The 18407-nt window shown below is 71.3% G+C and carries 13 protein-coding genes; 7 read left to right on the top strand and 6 right to left on the bottom strand.

The window, feature by feature from the left end; translation table 11 throughout:
- The first annotated feature begins 374 nt into the window (after positions 1 to 374).
- The 4 genes from ACWCPN_RS19645 (at position 375) to ACWCPN_RS19630 (ending at position 5300) form a co-directional block, all read left to right on the top strand.
- Positions 375 to 3650, top strand: coding sequence for a nitrate- and nitrite sensing domain-containing protein (locus ACWCPN_RS19645; RefSeq protein ID WP_451207658.1), 3276 nt, complete (start codon positions 375 to 377; stop codon positions 3648 to 3650).
- A 10-nt stretch (positions 3651 to 3660) separates the two neighbouring features.
- Positions 3661 to 4074, top strand: coding sequence for a roadblock/LC7 domain-containing protein (locus tag ACWCPN_RS19640; RefSeq protein ID WP_005479603.1), 414 nt, complete (start codon positions 3661 to 3663; stop codon positions 4072 to 4074).
- 94 nt (positions 4075 to 4168) lie between these two features.
- Positions 4169 to 4738: a DUF742 domain-containing protein gene (locus ACWCPN_RS19635; protein WP_365130098.1), complete on the top strand. Its 570-nt coding sequence runs from the start codon at positions 4169 to 4171 to the stop codon at positions 4736 to 4738.
- A complete protein-coding gene (locus ACWCPN_RS19630) occupies positions 4719 to 5300 on the top strand; it encodes a GTP-binding protein (protein WP_026248371.1) in 582 nt (193 codons plus the stop codon). Before ACWCPN_RS19635 ends, ACWCPN_RS19630 begins: the two co-directional genes overlap by 20 nt.
- A gap of 200 nt (positions 5301 to 5500) precedes the next feature.
- On the opposite strand, the gene ACWCPN_RS19625 is transcribed toward ACWCPN_RS19630, so the two are convergent.
- The 4 genes from ACWCPN_RS19625 to ACWCPN_RS19610 all read right to left on the bottom strand — a co-directional run bounded on the left by ACWCPN_RS19625 (position 5501) and on the right by ACWCPN_RS19610 (position 10355).
- On the bottom strand, positions 5501 to 5689 hold the full coding sequence (locus ACWCPN_RS19625; RefSeq protein WP_199212144.1) for an acyl-CoA carboxylase subunit epsilon: 189 nt from the start codon (positions 5687 to 5689) through the stop codon (positions 5501 to 5503).
- 57 nt (positions 5690 to 5746) lie between these two features.
- A complete protein-coding gene (locus tag ACWCPN_RS19620) occupies positions 5747 to 7342 on the bottom strand; it encodes an acyl-CoA carboxylase subunit beta (RefSeq protein ID WP_199212143.1) in 1596 nt (531 codons plus the stop codon).
- A gap of 154 nt (positions 7343 to 7496) precedes the next feature.
- Positions 7497 to 9824: a polysaccharide lyase 8 family protein gene (locus ACWCPN_RS19615; protein WP_451207653.1), complete on the bottom strand. Its 2328-nt coding sequence runs from the start codon at positions 9822 to 9824 to the stop codon at positions 7497 to 7499.
- A 24-nt stretch (positions 9825 to 9848) separates the two neighbouring features.
- The gene (locus ACWCPN_RS19610) at positions 9849 to 10355 is read right to left on the bottom strand and encodes a hypothetical protein (RefSeq protein WP_451207650.1); all 507 of its coding nucleotides are present in this window, start codon (positions 10353 to 10355) and stop codon (positions 9849 to 9851) included.
- Positions 10356 to 10625: 270 nt separating this feature from the next.
- Between ACWCPN_RS19610 and ACWCPN_RS19605 the strand changes: the two genes are divergently transcribed.
- Complete coding sequence (locus tag ACWCPN_RS19605; RefSeq protein WP_199212141.1) at positions 10626 to 11225, top strand: YceI family protein; 600 nt, start codon at positions 10626 to 10628, stop codon at positions 11223 to 11225.
- A gap of 158 nt (positions 11226 to 11383) precedes the next feature.
- Here ACWCPN_RS19605 and ACWCPN_RS19600 read toward each other — a convergent pair whose 3' ends face one another.
- Both ACWCPN_RS19600 and ACWCPN_RS19595 read right to left on the bottom strand, forming a co-directional pair.
- Complete coding sequence (locus ACWCPN_RS19600) at positions 11384 to 12736, bottom strand: hypothetical protein (protein WP_451207647.1); 1353 nt, start codon at positions 12734 to 12736, stop codon at positions 11384 to 11386.
- Positions 12737 to 12794: 58 nt separating this feature from the next.
- Positions 12795 to 15806 (bottom strand): glycoside hydrolase family 3 N-terminal domain-containing protein, encoded by a 3012-nt coding sequence (locus tag ACWCPN_RS19595; protein ID WP_451207644.1) that lies wholly within the window; start codon positions 15804 to 15806, stop codon positions 12795 to 12797.
- 233 nt (positions 15807 to 16039) lie between these two features.
- Between ACWCPN_RS19595 and ACWCPN_RS19590 the strand changes: the two genes are divergently transcribed.
- Positions 16040 to 17908, top strand: a complete 1869-nt coding sequence (locus ACWCPN_RS19590; RefSeq protein ID WP_451207640.1) for a lectin — start codon at positions 16040 to 16042, stop codon at positions 17906 to 17908.
- A 70-nt stretch (positions 17909 to 17978) separates the two neighbouring features.
- On the top strand, positions 17979 to 18332 hold the full coding sequence (locus ACWCPN_RS19585) for a hypothetical protein (RefSeq protein ID WP_451207637.1): 354 nt from the start codon (positions 17979 to 17981) through the stop codon (positions 18330 to 18332).
- Positions 18333 to 18407 lie beyond the last annotated feature (75 nt).

Below are 18407 nucleotides of genomic sequence, written 5' to 3'. Positions count from 1 at the left end.
ACCCAATTGGGACGCGCCGTACGGCAGTTGTCGTAGTGCAAGCGGAGCCGGCTGTGGCCTTTGACACGGTCGGCTCCGGTGTTCATAACAGTTCGGCAGAGGAATCGCCGTTCTTCGCCACGCGACGCGTTCGTACGGTGCCACTGTGCGCACGACTGCCCCGCCTTTTGGCGGGGCTCGCTCTTTATGCCCGTTTTATCTAGGGCTTACATCGCTCGGAACCTCAGGTTCCGAGTGTTTGGAGGAGCGGATGCCGACGTGCTGGAATGCCTGAACTGCCCATTAGTCAAAGACGTACTGAGATCGATGACGAACCGGGCTCTGAGAGACTGCGGCACGACGAAGGTGCCGACCGCCGAGAGGTTGTTGGTCGAGTGAGGCGAAGCAAGAACGGTCCCGAGCCGTCGGCGCGGGGCAACTTCACCCCGCCGCCGCGCGCTGCGGTGCCCACCCCTGTGCCGGGTGCCGAGCCCTCGGCCGCTCCCCCGGCCGGCGGTGGCCGGTTCTCACCGCGGAACTGGCGGGTGCCGACCCGGCTGAACGCGATCCTGCTCATACCCGTGGCGGTCGGCCTCATCATGGGCGGCTTCCAGGTGAAGAGCTCGATCGACACCTGGAACGAGGCCCGGGACGCGGAGAACACCGCGCGCCTGGTGCGTGCCTCCCTCGGCTACGCCGACGCGCTCGAGAACGAGCGTGACGTCACGGCCGCTCCGCTGCTGCTGGGCAACCAGAAGGACGTCGTCACCGCGGCGCGCAAGCAGACGGACCAGGCGGCCGCCGTCTTCCACCAGGCGGCGCAGAACGTGCCGGACAAGCCCGGCGTCCAGCGCCGGCTGGATCTCTTCCGCAAGGCGGAGCCCACGCTGCAGACGCTGCGCCGGGTCGCGTACACCAAGAACACCACCGGCGTGAAGACCGAAGAGGGCTACGTCGAGGTCGCGCACCCCCTGATGGAGTTCGCCAACGAACTCGGTCTGGGCACCGGCAACATCACCTCCTACGGCCGTACGGTCTACGCCATGTCGCTCACCAAGGCGGCGCTGTCGCTGGAGCGGTCGATCGGCATGCACCTGCTGGTCAAGCCCGGTCCGGACGACCCCAACCTGGCGACCCAGCGGGTCTCCCTGTCCTCGTACGCCTACCTGGAGCGCATCGCGCTGGAGGAGTACCTCGGTGGTGGCACCGACGAGGACGCGCAGAAGCTGACCGACGCGCAGACGAAGATCAAGACGGACGGCGCCGCGCTGGTCGCGCAGGAGAAGCAGAAGGACCCGAAGTACGTCGCGCCGCCGGCCAAGCCGAACGCGATGGTCTCGGCGCTGGCGACGATGAAGGACACCACCCCGCTCACCCGCCAGCAGATGGCGGCGGGCGGCGTGACGGCCCAGAACTGGTGGGCGGTCAACACCCTCAAGTACAAGGCGTACCGACAGATCGAGTCGGACCTCGCCGACAAGGCCGTGAACGAGGCGTCCGGCATCGCCGACGACGCCAAGGCCTCGGCCATCACCACCGGTGCCGTCGTCGTCGTGGCCCTGCTCCTCGCCTTCATCCTGGCCGGTGCCGTGGCCCGCCAGATGAGCCGCTCGATGCGCCAGCTGCGCAACGCGGCGTTCGGTATCGCCGAGCAGCGCCTGCCGATGCTCGTCGACCAGCTCTCCCGCACCGACCCCGGCCGGGTCGACACCCGGGTCGCCCCGATCCCGATCCACACCAAGGACGAGATCGGCGAGGTCGCCCGCGCCTTCGACCAGGTCCACCGCGAGGCGGTCCGGCTCGCCTCCGAGCAGGCCCTGCTGCGGGGCAACATCAACGCGATCTTCACCAACCTCTCCCGCCGCAACCAGTCGCTGATCGAGGGCCAGCTGACCCTGATCACCGACCTGGAGAACAACGAGGCGGACCCGGACCAGCTCGAGAACCTCTTCAAGCTGGACCACCTGGCCACCCGTATGCGCCGCAACGGCGAGAACCTCCTGGTCCTCGCCGGCGAGGAGCCCGGCCGCCGCTGGGACCAGCCGGTCCCGCTGGTCGACGTGCTGCGCGCCGCCTCCTCCGAGGTGGAGCAGTACGAGCGCATCGAGCTGTCCGGCGTGCCGGAGGCCGAGATCCACGGCCGTGCCGTGACCGACCTCGTGCACCTGCTGGCCGAGCTGCTGGAGAACGCCACCACGTTCTCCTCGCCGCAGACCAAGGTGCGCGTCACCGCGACCCGTCTGCCCGACGGCCGCGTCATGGTCGAGATCCACGACAAGGGCATCGGCCTGACCGCCGAGGACTTCGCGGACATCAACCACAAGCTGGCCAACCCGCCGACCGTGGACGCCGCGATCTCCCAGCGCATGGGTCTGTTCGTGGTCGGCCGGCTGTCCGACCGGCACGGCATCCGGGTCCAGCTGCGCCCCTCGGGCGAGCAGGCCGGCACCACCTCGCTGGTCATGCTGCCGGACGCGATCACGCACGGCGGTGGCGGCGAAGCCCCGCTGGACCGCGAGGAGTTCACGGTCTCCCAGATCATCCCGGAGCAGCAGTTCCGGGGTGAGGACTTCGCCCAGGTGCAGCATCAGCCGATGCGCACCGCCGCCGAACTCGGCTTCGACGACAGCCGCTACTCGGAGGTCCCCGACGACCTCCGCGACCTGGACCCGGTGGGCCGCTCCCTCATGCGTGAGGAGCGACGTGCCGCGCTGGAGGCCCAGTCGCACGGCGAGCCGCAGCAGGAGATCGACGGCGGACGCGGCTACGCGGACGAGTTCGACGCCCGGCAGACCGGCTACGACGGCGCCACCGGCTTCGGCGAGCAGCCCGCCCAGCCCGCCGCCTACGACGAACAGCAGGGCTACGGCGACCAGCAGCAGGGGTACGACGAGCACCGGAACGCCGGCTACGAGCCCTCGTACGACGACCAGTACTACGCGCCGAACGGCGGCGCGCAGCGCGACGACGGCTTCGCCCGGAACGGCGGCGGCTACCCCGAGCCCACATATGCGGAACCGGCCCAGGAGGAGCAGGCGCCCGCGCACGGCTCCGGATCGGACGCGTTCGGCTCGTACGACAGCCGCTCCTACCAGGACGACTGGCCGCAGCAGGACAGCTACCAGAACGGCTACCCGGCCCATTACGCTCCGGAAACGGAATCGCAGGCCGCTGACGCGGGTGAGCGGAACGGCGTAGGCTTCGACCGTCCGGGAACGGCTTCTGCCGCCGCGCCCCAGATGACCGACGCGGGTCTGCCCCGACGCGGGTCCGCCAACGGTGCCGGCGCCTCGAACGGCGCCCGGCGCGCGCAGCCGGAGACGCCGGCCCCCGTGCCGAACACCCCGGCGAGCAACGGCGACGGCGACTGGCGTTCGGCCAACGACGAGCGCTGGCAGCAGGCTTCGCAGCTCCGCAAGCCGAAGGCGGGCGGAGTCACCGCCTCCGGTCTGCCCCGGCGGGTACCCAAGGCCAATCTGGTCGAGGGCACCGCCGAGAGCACCCCTCAGGGAGGCCCGCAGGTCTCCCGCGCCCCGGAGGACGTCCGGGGCAGGCTGAGCAACCTGCGTCGAGGTGTCCAGCGCGGACGCAGCGCAGGCAGTGAATCGAACGGCCAGGCCACTGGGAATCAGCACAGTGGTCCTGACAGCACCTACAACCAGGAGCGTTAGTGTGAGCCCGATGAGCCAGGCGGCACAGAACCTGAACTGGTTGATCACCAACTTCGTGGACAACACCCCGGGGGTGTCCCACACGGTGGTGGTCTCCGCCGACGGACTCCTTCTGGCGATGTCCGAAGGGTTTCCCCGCGACCGCGCGGACCAGCTCGCGGCCGTCGCCTCCGGTCTGACGTCTCTGACGGCAGGCGCCTCGCGCATCTTCGAGGGCGGCAGCGTGAACCAGACAGTTGTGGAGATGGAGCGGGGATTCCTCTTCATCATGTCCGTCTCCGACGGTTCCTCGCTCGCCGTTCTGGCCCATCCGGAAGCGGACATCGGCCTCATCGGGTACGAGATGGCACTTCTGGTGGACCGCGCGGGCACGGTTCTCACCCCGGATCTCCGCGCGGAGCTCCAGGGAAGCCTTCTCAACTAACAGACGAACGGTGCGTATTCGCGTCCCGGGGCCGTAAGGTTTCGGGACGCGGCTCCACACGTATGGGTGCCCGGCACGGTCGGAGGAGGAGAAAGTGGCAACACCCCCAGGCGGTTCGCATTCGGGCAACTGGTCGTACGGCCCTGCCCAGGGCCAGAGCGACGGTTCGGCGAACCGGTACAACTTCCCCTCCACCCCTGGTCACCGGCAGCCGTACGCTCCGCAGGGCCCCGGGCCCTCGCCGTACGACCAGCCGCCGGCCCCGCGGATCCAGCCGGTGCAGCCGCAGCGCCGCCCCGAGCCGGCGCCGGCGTCCGCATCGAACAACCCCCTGGTGCGTCCGTACGCCATGACCGGCGGCCGGACACGCCCGCGCTACCAGCTCGCCATCGAGGCACTGGTGCACACCACCGCCGCTCCGCACCAGATGCAGGGCCAGTTGCCCGAGCATCAGCGGATCTGCAACCTGTGCCGGGAGATCAAGTCGGTGGCCGAGGTCTCGGCCCTGCTCACGATCCCCCTCGGCGTCGCCAGGATTCTCGTCGCCGACTTGGCGGAAGCGGGCCTGGTCGCCATCCATCAGCCCGGCGGCGACGAGAACGCCGGTGGCCAGCCAGACGTGACACTGCTCGAAAGGGTGCTCAGTGGACTTCGCAAGCTCTAGCGGCGGTCCTTCCCGCTCCACCACCTCCGCGAAGATCGTGGTGGCGGGCGGCTTCGGCGTGGGCAAGACCACGTTCGTCGGCGCCGTCTCGGAGATCAACCCGCTGCGCACAGAGGCCGTCATGACGTCCGCTTCGGCCGGCATCGACGACCTGACCCACACCGGGGACAAGACCACCACCACGGTGGCCATGGACTTCGGCCGTATCACCCTGGACCAGGACCTGATCCTGTACCTCTTCGGTACGCCCGGTCAGGACCGCTTCTGGTTCATGTGGGACGACCTGGTGCGCGGCGCGATCGGCGCGATCGTCCTGGTCGACACCCGCCGTCTCGCCGACTGCTTCCCCGCGGTCGACTACTTCGAGAACAGCGGCCTGCCCTTCGTCATCGCCCTCAACGGCTTCGACGGCAACCAGCCGTACAACCCGGACGAGGTCCGTGAGGCCCTGCAGATCGGCCCGGACACCCCGATCATCACGACGGACGCCCGGCACCGCGCGGACGCCAAGAGTGCGCTGATCACGCTGGTCGAGCACGCGCTCATGGCGCGTCTCCGCTAGCCGCTCCGCCCGGAGCGCAAGACCGCCGGCTCCCGTCCCTCCTCGCGAGGGACGGGAGCCTTCGTCATGTGCCGGCACACCGGACGGTCCTCCCGCCCCTGGTACGGCCACCGGGCCGCCCTGACACGAAGAAGGGCCCCTCCGCGGTGGAGGGGCCCTTCTTCACGTGGTGCGGGGGCGGCCCGTGGGGCCGGCGCCGGTCAGCCGTGCCAGCTGTGCGGGGCGCGGAAGCCGGGCTCGCGCTCCAGCCGGCGCCAGCCGGCCTTGGCACGACCGCGGTGCGCCGGGGCGGCCGGCTGGGCGGCCGCACGGGCCAGCAGGACCGCCGTGATGGCGGCGACTTCCTCGGGCTCGGCGTGGCCCTTCTCGACGCGGATGTCAGTGTTCATGGGTCTCAGTCTCCGTCAGTAAGGGGTCCGCGGGGTTGCCGCGACGGGTCCGCTCGGTTACTGCGGGGGGTTGCCGTGCTTGCGGGAGGGCAGATCGGCGTGCTTGGAGTGCAGCATCGCCAGCGACTTCACCAGCACCTCGCGGGTCTCGGCGGGGTCGATCACGTCGTCGACCAGACCGCGCTCGGCCGCGTAGTAGGGGTGCATCAGCTCGGCCTTGTACTCCTTGACCATCTTCTGCCGCATGGCCTCGGGGTCCTCCGCGTCGGCGATCTGGCGGCGGAAGATGACGTTGGCCGCGCCCTCGGCGCCCATCACGGCGATCTCGTTGGTGGGCCAGGCGTAGGTGAGGTCGGCACCGATCGACTGGGAGTCCATCACGATGTACGCACCTCCGTACGCCTTGCGCAGGATCAGCGAGATCCTCGGCACGGTGGCGTTGCAGTAGGCGTACAGCAGCTTGGCGCCGTGCCGGATGATTCCACCGTGCTCCTGATCGACGCCGGGCAGGAAGCCGGGTACGTCCAGAAGAGTGATGATCGGGATGTTGAAGGCGTCGCACATCTGAACGAAGCGGGCGGCCTTCTCGGACGCCTCGATGTCCAGCACGCCCGCCAGCACCTGGGGCTGGTTGGCGATGATGCCGACGACCTGTCCGTCCAGCCGGGCCAGCGCGCAGATGATGTTCCGCGCCCAGCGCTCGTGGACCTCGAGGTACTCGCCGTCGTCGACGATCTCCTCGATGACCTTGGTCATGTCGTACGGGCGGTTGCCGTCGGCCGGGACCAGGTCGAGCAGGACGTCGGAGCGGCGGTCCACCGGGTCCGAGGAGTCGGTCCCGGGCGGGTTCTCGCGGTTGTTCTGCGGCAGCAGCGACAGGAGGTAGCGCACCTCGGCGATGCACGTCTCCTCGTCGTCGTAGGCGAAGTGGCAGACGCCGGAGGTCTCGGCGTGCACGTCGGCGCCGCCGAGCCCGTTCTGGGTGATCTCCTCGCCGGTGACGGCCTTGACGACGTCCGGGCCGGTGATGAACATCTGCGAGGTCTCGCGGACCATGAAGACGAAGTCCGTCAGCGCCGGGCTGTAGGCCGCGCCGCCCGCGCACGGGCCCAGCATCACGGAGATCTGCGGGATGACACCGCTGGCCTTCGTGTTGCGCTGGAAGATGCCCCCGTAGCCGGCGAGCGCCGAGACGCCCTCCTGGATGCGGGCGCCCGCGCCGTCGTTGAGGGAGACCAGGGGCGCGCCGGCCGCGATGGCCATGTCCATGATCTTGTGGATCTTGGTGGCGTGGGCCTCGCCCAGGGCGCCGCCGAAGATCCGGAAGTCGTGGGCGTAGACGAAGACCGTACGGCCCTCCACCGTGCCCCAGCCCGTGATGACACCGTCGGTGTACGGCTTCTTCGCCTCCAGGCCGAAACCGCTCGCCCGGTGCCGGCGCAGCTGCTCCACCTCCTGGAAGGAACCCGGGTCCAGGAGCAGCTCGATGCGCTCCCGCGCCGTCAGCTTGCCCTTGGCGTGCTGGGCGGCGGTCGCCTTCTCGCTGGGACCGGCCACGGCCCGGGCACGGATCTCGTGCAGCTCGGCGACCCGTCCACGCGCGTCCGCCGGCTCCGCGGTCGGCTCACCCGTCGTCTCTTCCAAAACGGTCATGTAGCGACCTTACGAAGGACACCAAGGAAAGCGAGCCGTCGACTCCGTACAGTCTCGGGACCGTTTTACTGGTACCACTGAACAGAACCACAGCGACATGCAGGCGTTCCGACTGCTCAGAGGGCGCTTCCCTTGTAGGGGGGCCACAAAGCAGTCACCCGAGAGCGACCTCACATTGATGGGTGGCACATGCCATCCCTGGAGTGACACGGAGCCTCAGACGGCGGTGGGCGGCGAGAACCTCCACGGTCTCGTCGGCGTGCACGACCGAGCGCACCGGACGGTCCCAGACGATCTCCAGCGGCGCGCCCGTGCGGGGCGGCTCGCTGATCCACAGCGTAGCGCTCCGCCCCCGCCGGCGGACCAGCACGCTCGCTCCCGCGGCCGCGGACAGGCCGCCGGCCGTCCCGGCCGCCCAGAAGTTCACCGCGGTCACGCCGAGCGAGGGCACGGCCACGGCCTGGCGGCGGGCGTCGTTGGCGAGGACGCGCAGCCAGTGGCGGTCGGCGGCCCGGGCGGCGACCTCGCGGCGGCCGGCGCCCGGCATGAGGACGTAGACGTAGGCCGCGTCCGCCGGATCGGTGCCGTGGTCCAGCCAGAGGGTCTGCCAGCGGCGGGTGCGCCGCTCGTCCGTGCTGGTGGTGTTGATGTCGGACCAGGCGCCGGTGCGGTCCTCGCGGAGGGTGCGCAGCACGCCGCCGCGGGGCAGCAGCCAGCCGCCGTGGCCCTCCAGGTGGGCCCAGCCGGGGCCGCGCACGAAGGTCTGGGCGCCGTCCTCGCCCAGGTTGCGGTTGTCGACGACCGTCTCGACCGGGACGCCGTCGGCGCAGCGGATCCCGGCGCCGAGGCAGACCACCGCGTCGGCGAGGAAGAACCAGGACTTGCGGGCCTCGAGCGTGGATCCCAGGCCCTTCAGATGCTGGCCCACGGCCGCGTACTCGCCGTCGGTCGTGCCGCCGACCCAGCGCACGTCCGGCCTGGGGGCGCCCCACTCGCCGCCCGCCCGGTCGGGGAGGCGCCTGGTGGAGACCGTGGTGCCGGGCAGCCGGTACCAGTCGACGGTCGGCCAGTACCAGTCCGTGTACTGGTCGGACCGGGCGCCGCGCCCAGCCGGCCACCAGGAGAGCATCCCGGAGCCGGTGTGCCAGCCGCGCGGGTTCTCGCCGTTTCCGCATTCGTAGTGGGCGACGCGCTCGCCGGCCATGGAGAGCGCGGCGGTGAACGCCGGGCGGCGGTGGACGGCGCGGTCCATGGCCGGGAAGAGCCGGTGGCCGGTCGGTTCGGGAGCCGCGGGTACGGGCGAGGCGGCGGCGCTGTGCAGCCGGGACAGGTCCGCGATCCCGAACTGGGGGGCCGTCAGGACCGGTGTCACGGTGTCCCGTTCGATCCAGCCCTTGACGCGCCCGTACCAGCGCTGCCGTTCCTCCTCGCTCGCGCCGCCGGCCAGCAGGGTGATGGCCGCGATCAGCGCCTGTCCGTGGTAGTGGTCGCCGCGCATGATGTGCTGGTCGTCATCGCGCAGGTAACCCCGGCTGATGGCACGGCCGTTGACGCAGTCCATCACCAGTCCGTCGTGGATCAGCGGGGCGTAGGCGTGCTCGACGCTCTCCAGGACGTTCCGCCGGGCGGGGTCGGTGATCTCCCACGGGGAGCCGGCGAGCAGGGCGAAGAGCCGGCCCAGGCCGTCCAGCAGGACCTGGCCGTAGGTGCCTGAGTAGGCGACCCAGGTGTGCTGCACGAAGGAGCCGTCGGCGTAGAGGCCGTCGCCCCCGGTCACGTACGGGAAGACCGGCGAGAGGGCGTCCCGGGCGAGCGCGAGGCGGTCGCCGGCCCGGCCGAGGATGCCGCGCAGGGCGACGGAGCGGCAGAGGTCTACGCGGTTGGCCCCCGTGGAGGTGCCGGAGTACTCGGTGAGCAGGGTGTCCGGGATGAAGTGGTCGACGGCGGCACACGCCGCCGCGACGCGGTCCGCGCCGAGGCGGTCGTACAGGGCGGCCGTGATGTCGGTCAGCAGCCGGGGGCTGCCGATCTGCCACTCCCACCAGTTGCCGTAGCGCGTGGTGGCCGGGTTGTAGACGGTCGCGGAGAGGTGGTCGAGGCCGCGGAGCACGCCGGCGAGGAGGGAGTCGTCACCGGTGGCGCCGGTGCCGGGCTGGACGTACGCCTGGGCCATGGTCCACAGGCGGCCGTAGCCGAAGGTGATCCCGGCGGGCGGGTCGAAGGGGTGGCCGGGCCACAGGGAGCCGGTGGTCGGGGCCATCGTGGCGTGGAAATCGCGGGCCATCGCGCCGAGTTGGGCGAGGCGGGAGGCGTACGGCTCGGCGGCCGGGTCGTATCCGGTGCCCAGGGCGATGCCGAGCCACCGGCGGCGGAGGGTGTCGAAGGGGTCGGCGCCGGCCGCCGCCGCGCGGGCCACGGGCGCCGTGGCGGCGGTGAGGGCGGCGGCCAGCAGCAGAGCGCGTCGGCTCGGTCCCGTGCTCATGCGGCCGGTCACCGCCCTCCTGGCTCAGCAGCCGCCGCAGTTGTAGTACAGGACGTCCCAGTGGCTGCCCTCGTCGGCGTAGATGTTCCCGGACCCGGACTGGTACTGCGGGGCGCCGTCGCCGCGCAGGCCGATGTAGCCGAAGTTGTTCTTGATGTACGAGGTGACGCAGGTGTTCTTGCCGTAGTCGAGCTTGTAGCCGTTCCAGTGGGAGTAGGTGCCCGAGGCGTGCCCCGTCTCGGTGCCGCCGGTGATGTTGAGGGCGCAGCCGCTGGCCTTCTTCAGGGTCTGGGCACCCTGGGCGGTGGCGAGGTTCAGCTGCTCGAACGAGGTACAGGTGGAGTTGTAGCGGTCGGAGCAGTTGCCGGAGGACGACCAGGTGATGCCCACGGTGCGGAACATCCCGGTGGCGGTGGAGTGACTGATCTTGGTGACGGCGAAGGCGTCGGTGGCGGTGCCGACCACGGCGACGCCGGGGGCGACGACGAGGGCGAGCGCGGTCAGGACGGAGCGGGCCTTCAGGACCTTCATGGGGAGAGACCTTCCTGCGGTGGGCCGGGATCGCTGTGGTTCGGCTGTGCAGGTGGTGCGGGTGCGCAGAGAGATGGTGCCCGAGGTCTACGCGCGTTCGCCAGAGGGCGTACCCGGTTACTCTCCGTTGTGACGAGAACACGTGACGGATGATGTTGAAAACTCAACGGAATAGGTCTACGGTCGAACCCGTTGGGCTAGTTGAACGTTAAACAGAAACCCCGCCGCGGCTTCCCCCCGAGAGCCGCGGCCGTCCCCAAGGAGCACCGCATGGGCATCTTCGGCCGCAAGGAAAACACCCCCGAGACCCCCGCCGCCGCCGGACCCGATCTGGCCGCGCTGACCGGCGAGTACACGATCGACCCGGCCCACACCACGATCGGCTTCGTGGCCCGCCACGCGATGGTCACCAACGTCAAGGGCAGCTTCCAGGAGTTCTCCGGCGCGCTGCACCTGGACGGCGGCGAGCCCGCGAAGTCCACCGCCACCCTCGACGTCCGGATGGACAGCATCGACACCGGCAACGCCGACCGCGACGGCCACCTGAAGTCAGCGGACTTCTTCAAGACCGACGAGTTCCCGGCGATGACCTTCCGCTCCACCCGGGCCGAAGCGCTCGGCGGCGACGACTACCGCATCACCGGCGACCTCTCCATCCTCGGCGTCACCAAGCCGATCACCATCGACCTGGAGTTCAACGGCGCCGCGAAGGACCCCTTCGGCAACGAGCGCGTCGGCTTCGAGGGCAAGGCCGAGATCCTGCGCTCCGAGTGGGGCCTGACCTGGAACGCGGCCCTGGAGACCGGTGGCGTGCTCGTCTCCGACAAGATCAAGCTGGTCTTCGACATCTCGGCCATCAAGAACGCCTGAGCCCGCGGCGCCCACCGGCGTCACTCCGGCGGCCTCCCGCGCCGCGCCCGCCCTCCGTTCCCCGGAACGAGAGGGCGGACGGGTGTCCGGCCTCGTCTCCGGCCCGGCGGCATGCGGCCGACGAGCGTCACGCCCGTGCGCACCGACGCCGACGCGGGTCAGAAGCCGCCGCCGAAGTCGCCGCCGCCCCCTCCCCCGTCGAAGCCGCCGCCGTCGCCGAAGCCGCCGCTGAAGTCGCCCGGGTCGAAGTCGGCGCCGGAGACGTCGCCGCCCTGGTAGCCGCCGGCACCGAAGTCGCCGTAGCCGGTGCCGTAGTCGGAGGCGTAGGACGGGGTGGACATCAGGCTGCCGAGCAGGGTGCCGGCCAGGAGGCCGGGGAGGAGGCCGCCGCCGAAGTAGCCGCCGGCCCAGGGGCCGTAGGCGGGGCCGGCGTCCCAGTAGGGGCGGCGGCCGTGGTCGGTGTCGACCTCGCGGATCACCGGGTCGCGGCCGTCGGCCAGCCGGGTGGCGTCGGCGGCGCAGACCGGGACCTCGCGGAGGCTGCCGCCGGGCGGGGTCCAGGCCGCGTCCGTGACGGAGGGCCCGTGACGGGGATCGAAGAAGCAGGGCGGGCGGCGCTCGGGCAGGGGCCGGCCCTCGCGTCGGGCGGCCAGCCCGGCGAGGGAGAAGCGGCCGTCCTCCAGTGCCTCGGTGACCGGCCGGACGTCCTCGGGCCCGCGCGCCCCGGCCATGTACTGCTTGGCCCTGTCGTAGGCGTCCAGGGCCCGCTCGTAGTCGGCGCGCATCGCGTCGTCGGCGCCCGGCTCGGCCGGGTGGAAGTCCAGCCGGTCCAGCTCCTCGCCGAAGGCGGTGATGTCCTCGTCGACGACCACCCGCAGCCGGTCCAGCGCGGCCCGCTGTTCCTCGGCGCGACGGCGGCGGCCGCGCCGGACCAGGGTGTAGGCACCCGCCCCGCCGGCCACCAGGACGACGCCGGCCGTGATCAGCGCCGTGCTCGACGCGCCCGTCCCGCCGCTCGGGCCGCCCCAGCTCGCGGGGGCGCGGCCGCCCATGTTGGCCAGCGCCCGGTCGGTGAAGTCGGCGAGCTGGGTCCTGGCGTCCTCGCCCTGCACACTGGCGACCAGGTTCCGCACGGCGGTGCGCGAGAGCACCGAGGCGTCCGCGCGGGCGTCGAAGCGGTCGCCGAGCCGGATGGCGTAGAGACCGGTGACGCCGGTGGCCGTGCGCAGGCCGGAGAAGAGGTTCGCGGTGGGGTAACCGGCCGGCAGGACCGCGATGAAGAGGGGCTTTCCGGCACCCTTGATCTGCTTGGCGAGCCCGTCGGCGTCGGCCCTGGACAACTGCCCGGAGGCCGCCGGTTCGACGTGGACCGGGCTCTTGCGCAGGGCCTGGGCGATGCCGGACACGCTGGTGGCCGCCGTCGCGCCGGGGGCGAGGACGGTCGCGACGACCAGCGCCAGCGCGGCCAGCAGCAGCGCCGGGAGGCTTCGGATCCGAAGGACGGCCTTCACCCTTCGAAACTACCCGAAGCCTCCCAAATCAGTCAGGTACGGGACTCCCCGGGGGGACTCACGCGGCCTCGTACGCCTCTGTGAGCTTCCGCACCGCCTTTCCGTAGTGGCCGGTCAGCAGCAGGTGGTCCGCGTCGGCGAAGGGCTTCGCCACGGCCGCCGTCATCCGGTCGCCCGCCTCGTGCTGGACGATCAGCCGGGCCCGGGTGACCAGCTCCCGTCCGGTCCGGCCGGCGCCGGTCCGCTCCGCCGCCGCCGCCGCGAGCCCGAGCGCGCGCAGTGTGGCCGCGCCGCCCCGCGGGGCGGGGGTGAGCGTCGTCAGGCCCCACCCGTAGGGGAACTGCGGATCGTACGACGCGTCACCGACGTTGATCGGGAGCTGGGACTCCGACCGGGGCCAGGTGACCGGGAGCTGCCCGGTGAAGGGCCGCCTGCCGTAGAGGACGTCGGCGACACCGGCGCCCTCGGTGCCCGGCAGCCAGGAGGCGACCAGCGCGTCGATCCGGCCGAGCCGGTCGCCGACGAGCTGCGGGCGCCCGGAGACGACGAGCACCGCGCACTTCATGGCCGCGCACACCTTGTCCACGGCCGCCTGGTCGGCGGCCGACAGGGTGAGGCGGTGGCCGTTGCCGACGTCGCCGACCCCCTCCGCGTACGGGGTCTCGCCGACGACGACCACACCGGCGTCGTAGCCGCCGGTCGGCGCGGAGGCGTCCTTGGAGTACGTGACGTCCCCGCCCGCCTCGCGCATGCCGTCGAGGATCGTCGTACCCGGGGTGGTGTTCCCCGAGCCGCCCTGCCAGGTGACGGTCCAGCCGCCGGTCTGGTTGCCGATGTCGTCGGCGTTGGACCCGGCGACGTAGACCCTCTGCCCCTTCTTCAGGGGCAGCAGCCCGCCGCTGTTCTTCAGCAGCACCTGGGACTCGGCCGCCGCCCGGCGGGCCACCGCCCGGTGCGCCGGGGAGCCGATGGCGGCGGCGCCGCGGGTGTCGGCGTACGGGTGCTCGAAGAGGCCGAGCCGGAACTTCTGGGTGAGGACGCGGGAGACGGCGTCGTCGATCCGCCGCCCGTCGATCCGCCCGGCCCGCACCTCGTCGGTGAGCGTGCGGGTGAAGTCCTTGTACGTGTACGGCACCATCATCATGTCCAGGCCCGCGTTGACCGAGGTGCGGACGTGGGAGGCGTAGTCGCCGGGGAGCTGGTCGATGGCGTTCCAGTCGCTGATGACGAACCCGTCGAAGCCCATGCGGCCCTTGAGCACACCGTTGATCATGTCGGCCCTGGCGTGCATCTTCACCGGACCCCGGCCGTCACCGAGGATGTCGAGCGAGGAGTACGACGGCATGACCGTGCCGACGCCCCGGTCGACGGCGGTCCCGAACGGCGCCAGGTGGACGGCCTCCAGCTGCTGCCGGGTGACCTTGGTGACGCCCTGGTCGACCGTGTAGGTGCCGGTGGTCGAGGAGCCGTACTCGGTGCCGCCGTCGCCGACGAAGTGCTTGGCGGTGGCGAGCACCTTGTCGCCGCGGCTCAGGTCCCGGCCGTCGGCCCGGCCCTGGAGACCCTGGATGACGGTCTCCATCGACTCGACCAGCGCCGGGTCCTCGCCGAAGGACTCGTATGAGCGTCCCCAGCGTTCGTCGCGGCTCACGCACAGGCAGGGCGCGAAGTCCCAGGGGATGCCGGTGGCCCGGACCTCGGCCGCCGTCACCGCGCCGGTCCGCTCGGCCAGCCCGGGATCGCGGGTGGCGCCGAGGCCGACGTTGTGCGGCATGATCGTGGCGCCGACCAGGTTGTTGTGACCGTGGACGGCGTCCACGCCGTAGATCAGCGGGATCTGGAAGCGGGTGGCCTGCGCGCGGAGCTGGAACCCGTCGATCATCTTCGCCCAGGCGTCCGGGGTGTTGGGCGCGGGCGTCGAGCCGCCACCGGACAGGAGGGAGCCGAGCGCGTAACCGGCGATGTCCCCCTGGTCGGACAGGGCGCCGCGCTCGGCCTGGGTCATCTGGCCGGCCTTCTCCGCCAGGGACATACGGCTCAGCAGGTCCGCCACCCGCTTGCGCACGGGCAACTTGGCGTCCAGATAAGGCAGTCCGTGGGCGTCGATGACAACCTGCGGCGTCTCGGCGGGTGCCTTGGCGCCGGTCACCGTGAGCTTCAGCGGGACGGTCTCGGCGGGCTCGGCGGCCTTGTCCCGGAGGGTGGGCACCCGGACGGTCCGCAAGGTGCCGGAGGCGGTGCCCGCCGGGAAGGTGAGGGTGCCGGAGACCGGGGTGTAGTCGCTGCCGGGTCCGGCGGTGCCGCCCGCCGTGGTGTACGTGACGGTCACGGGCTCGTCCAGGGGACCGGCACCGGTGGTGTTCACGGTGACCCCGACCTTCGCCGTACCGCCCTCCTCCACGGGGTACACGGCCGCGCCGGTGCTCACCGAGGCACGCAGCGACTGGTCGGCCCGGCCGTACAACTCCACGCCGTCCATGGCGAAGTCGCCCTTGACGCCGGTCGGCAGCGTGACCGCGTACCCCCACATCCGGTCGAGGCCGAGGACGTGGTCGATGCCTCCGACGGGCTGGTAGTCCGTGCGATAGGTGAAGTCGGTGAAGGGAATCTCGACCTGTTTCCAGCCGGTGAAGTCGTCGGTGAAGGAGGTGGTCCACAGCTCGGAGGCCTCGCCGTGGGCGCCGCCGTCCTTGATCTCGAAGGCGATCTTCCGGCCGTTGTCCCGGCCGTCCCACCAGAACCGGATGCCCCGGTGGGCGGACCAGTCGTGGCAGGGCTCGGTGGCGGCGAAGTCGTGGGTGAACCCGCCGTAGCCGCTGATGTCGTAGGAGCCGGTGAGGACCTTCGCGCCCTCGGGGGCGTCGGTGCGGGTGGCCAGCCGCAGGGCCGGCGGGTCGTCCGAGTCGCCGCCCCAGGTGAAGATGCCCTCGGCGGGCTGGGCGGCGAAGGGGACCTCGCCCTCGAAGCGGTCGACGGGGACCGGGGCGGGATCGTCGGCGGCTCGCGCGGTCGCCCAGGGGAGCAGCCCGGTGAGGAGTGCGGCGGAGACGAGCAGGGCGGTTCTTCGCATGTACCTTCCCTCGGCTCATGATTCACTCATGGCTTAGATCACGTCGTGAGTTAACTGGGCCCACACGGCGCCGTCAATACTTCACGTCAGAAGTGGTACGGAGCCAACAGGCGGCCGGATGAAGGCGGTTGTGCGTTCGGAAGCTGAATGCGCAACCTCTTGACGCGCCCTCGAAGCCGTCATTTACTCACGGCTCGCACGCCCCCATCCCCACCCCCGAAGGGCGGCGCTCCATGAGACGACCCCTGCGCACGGCCCGGCTGCTGCTCGCCGGCCTGCTCACCACCGCCGGGTTCACGACCCTCGGCATGCCCTCCGCGCACGCGGCCGGCGAGCAGGTCACGGCCTGGCTCACCACCACCGACGACTCCGGCGGACGGCACGTCGTGCGCGGTCTCCAGGCGCAGACGCCGTTCGCCTTCCAGTCCGGGGCCGGGGGCGGCGGCGAGAACATCACCGTCGACGAGAACACCCGGTACCAGACCTTCACCGGCGGCGGCGCGTCGTTCACCGACACCGCCGCCTGGCTGATGAACGGCAGCGGCGCGCTCTCGCAGGCGACGCGGGACGCGACGATGCGGAAGCTGTTCTCGCCCACGGACGGCATCGGGCTGTCGTTCCTGCGCAATCCGATGGGCGCCTCGGACCTGGCGCGCTACGGGTACACGTACGACGACGTGCCCGCCGGGCAGACCGACCCGAACCTGAACGGCTTCTCCGTCTCGCACGACCTCGCGGACGTCGTCCCGCTGACCAGGCAGGCGCTCCAGCTCAACCCCTCCCTGACCGTCATGGCCTCGCCGTGGACGGCTCCGGCCTGGATGAAGGACAGCGGTTCGCTCAACGGCGGCTGGCTGAAGGCGGAGGACTACGGGGCCTACGCCGCGTACTTCGTGAAGTACCTCCAGGCGTACAAGAACCAGGGCATCGACGTCTCGTACGTCACCCCGCAGAACGAGCCGACGTGCTGCTCCGGCTATCCGTCGATGAGCTGGAACGCCTCCGGCATCCAGTACTTCCTCAAGAGCGAGCTGCTGCCCAGGCTCCAGTCCGCCGGGCTCAGGACCAAGGTGCTGGCGCACGACTGGAACTGGGACGTCTACGACTCCTACGCGGCCCGGAGCGTCGACGACGCGGCGATCCGCGACCACCCCAACTTCGGCGGCATCGCCTGGCACGGCTACGGCGGTGACATCGCCAAGCAGACCTCGGTGCACGACCAGTACCCGAACCTGGACGCCTTCGGCACCGAGCACTCCGGCGGCACCTGGATCGCCAACCAGCAGCGCGAGGACATGAACAACATCATCGACTACACCCGCAACTGGGCGAAGTCGGTGACCAAGTGGTCCCTGGCGGTGGACCAGAACATGGGTCCGCACAACGGCGGCTGCGGCACCTGCACCGGCCTGGTCACGGTGCACGACGGCGACGGGGCGAGCGGGACCGTCGACTACACCGTCGAGTACTACACGATGGGCCACCTGACCAAGTTCGTCCGGCCCGGTGCCCAGCGCATCGCGTCGACCGCGTCGAGCGCCGTGCCGAACGTGGCGTGGCGCAACCCCGACGGGAGCAAGGCGCTGATCGCCTACAACAACTCGGCGTCGGCGCGGACGATGACGGTCAACTGGGGTGGTCAGCATGCCACTTACTCGCTGCCGGGCAAGACCTCGGCCACGTTCACCTGGTCCGGCACCCAGTCCGGCGGCGCCGCCGGCAGCGGCTCGTTCGTCGGGCCGGCCGGCAAGTGCCTGGACGTGGCGGGCGGTTCGAGCGCCAACGGCACGGCGGTGCAGCTCTACGACTGCAACGGCAGCGCGGCGCAGAAGTGGACGGTCGCGGCCGACGGCTCGGTCCAGGCGCTCGGCAAGTGCCTCGACGTCACGTCCGGCTCGACGGCGGACGGCGCGAAGGTGCAGTTGTACGACTGCAACGGGACCGGCGCCCAGCGGTGGTCGTACGACGCCGCCACCGGTGATGTGGTGAACACGGCGGCCGGCAAGTGCCTCGACGTCACCGACAACTCGTCGGCGAACGGGGCCCGGGCCCAGATCTGGTCGTGCACCGGCGCCGCCAACCAGAAGTGGAAGCTGCAGTAGGGCGGGGCGCCCCCCCGTCCGTGAGGGGTGGGGTGTGCGCAGGGGTGCCCGTACTGGCGACGGTCGCCGGGTGTCTGCCGCTCGGCGGCTGCGCGGCGGTCGATCTGCCGCCGGCCGCGTGGCGGCGACGGGCCCGTCACCACGGGACGGGACGTACGCGAGGAGGGCCCTGCGCGGCGACGCCCGCTTCCCCCTGCTCACGCCGCCCGGGAGTGGGCGGGCCCGGCACCGCGGCGAGCGCCGGCTGCTCCCCCGCCACCGGGGCGAGCCGGGCTTCGGGCACTGCGTGACCGGCGACTCGTACAACGGGGGGGCGGAGTTCACCCGGGAGCGGATCGGCCGGCTGATGCCGGGACGGCTCCGGGCCGGCGGCCCGGTGACGAGCCGGGCCGGCGTCGAGCGGCTCGCGGCGGATTCCTGCTGAGCGGCGCCGCCTTGTCGCGGATCGGCCTCCCACGTTTCATGGTGGTCGTAGGGAAAGCCGTCCGGGACCGGGAGA

The organism is Streptomyces sp. NPDC002386 (genome assembly GCF_053593175.1).
Note: the sequence above shows the minus strand (reverse complement) of the source record. Positions and strands in the feature narration are given on the sequence as shown.

Bases quoted from the DNA above. Each gene is read 5' to 3' on its own strand.
- ACWCPN_RS19640 (WP_005479603.1), top strand. From the start codon at position 3,661: ATGAGCCAGGCGGCACAGAACCTGAACTGGTTGATCACCAACTTCGTG.
- ACWCPN_RS19625 (WP_199212144.1), bottom strand. From the start codon at position 5,689: ATGAACACTGACATCCGCGTCGAGAAGGGCCACGCCGAGCCCGAGGAA.
- ACWCPN_RS19620 (WP_199212143.1), bottom strand. From the start codon at position 7,342: ATGACCGTTTTGGAAGAGACGACGGGTGAGCCGACCGCGGAGCCGGCG.
- ACWCPN_RS19615 (WP_451207653.1), bottom strand. From the start codon at position 9,824: ATGAGCACGGGACCGAGCCGACGCGCTCTGCTGCTGGCCGCCGCCCTC.
- ACWCPN_RS19610 (WP_451207650.1), bottom strand. From the start codon at position 10,355: ATGAAGGTCCTGAAGGCCCGCTCCGTCCTGACCGCGCTCGCCCTCGTC.
- ACWCPN_RS19605 (WP_199212141.1), top strand. From the start codon at position 10,626: ATGGGCATCTTCGGCCGCAAGGAAAACACCCCCGAGACCCCCGCCGCC.
- ACWCPN_RS19595 (WP_451207644.1), bottom strand. From the start codon at position 15,806: ATGCGAAGAACCGCCCTGCTCGTCTCCGCCGCACTCCTCACCGGGCTG.
- ACWCPN_RS19590 (WP_451207640.1), top strand. From the start codon at position 16,040: ATGAGACGACCCCTGCGCACGGCCCGGCTGCTGCTCGCCGGCCTGCTC.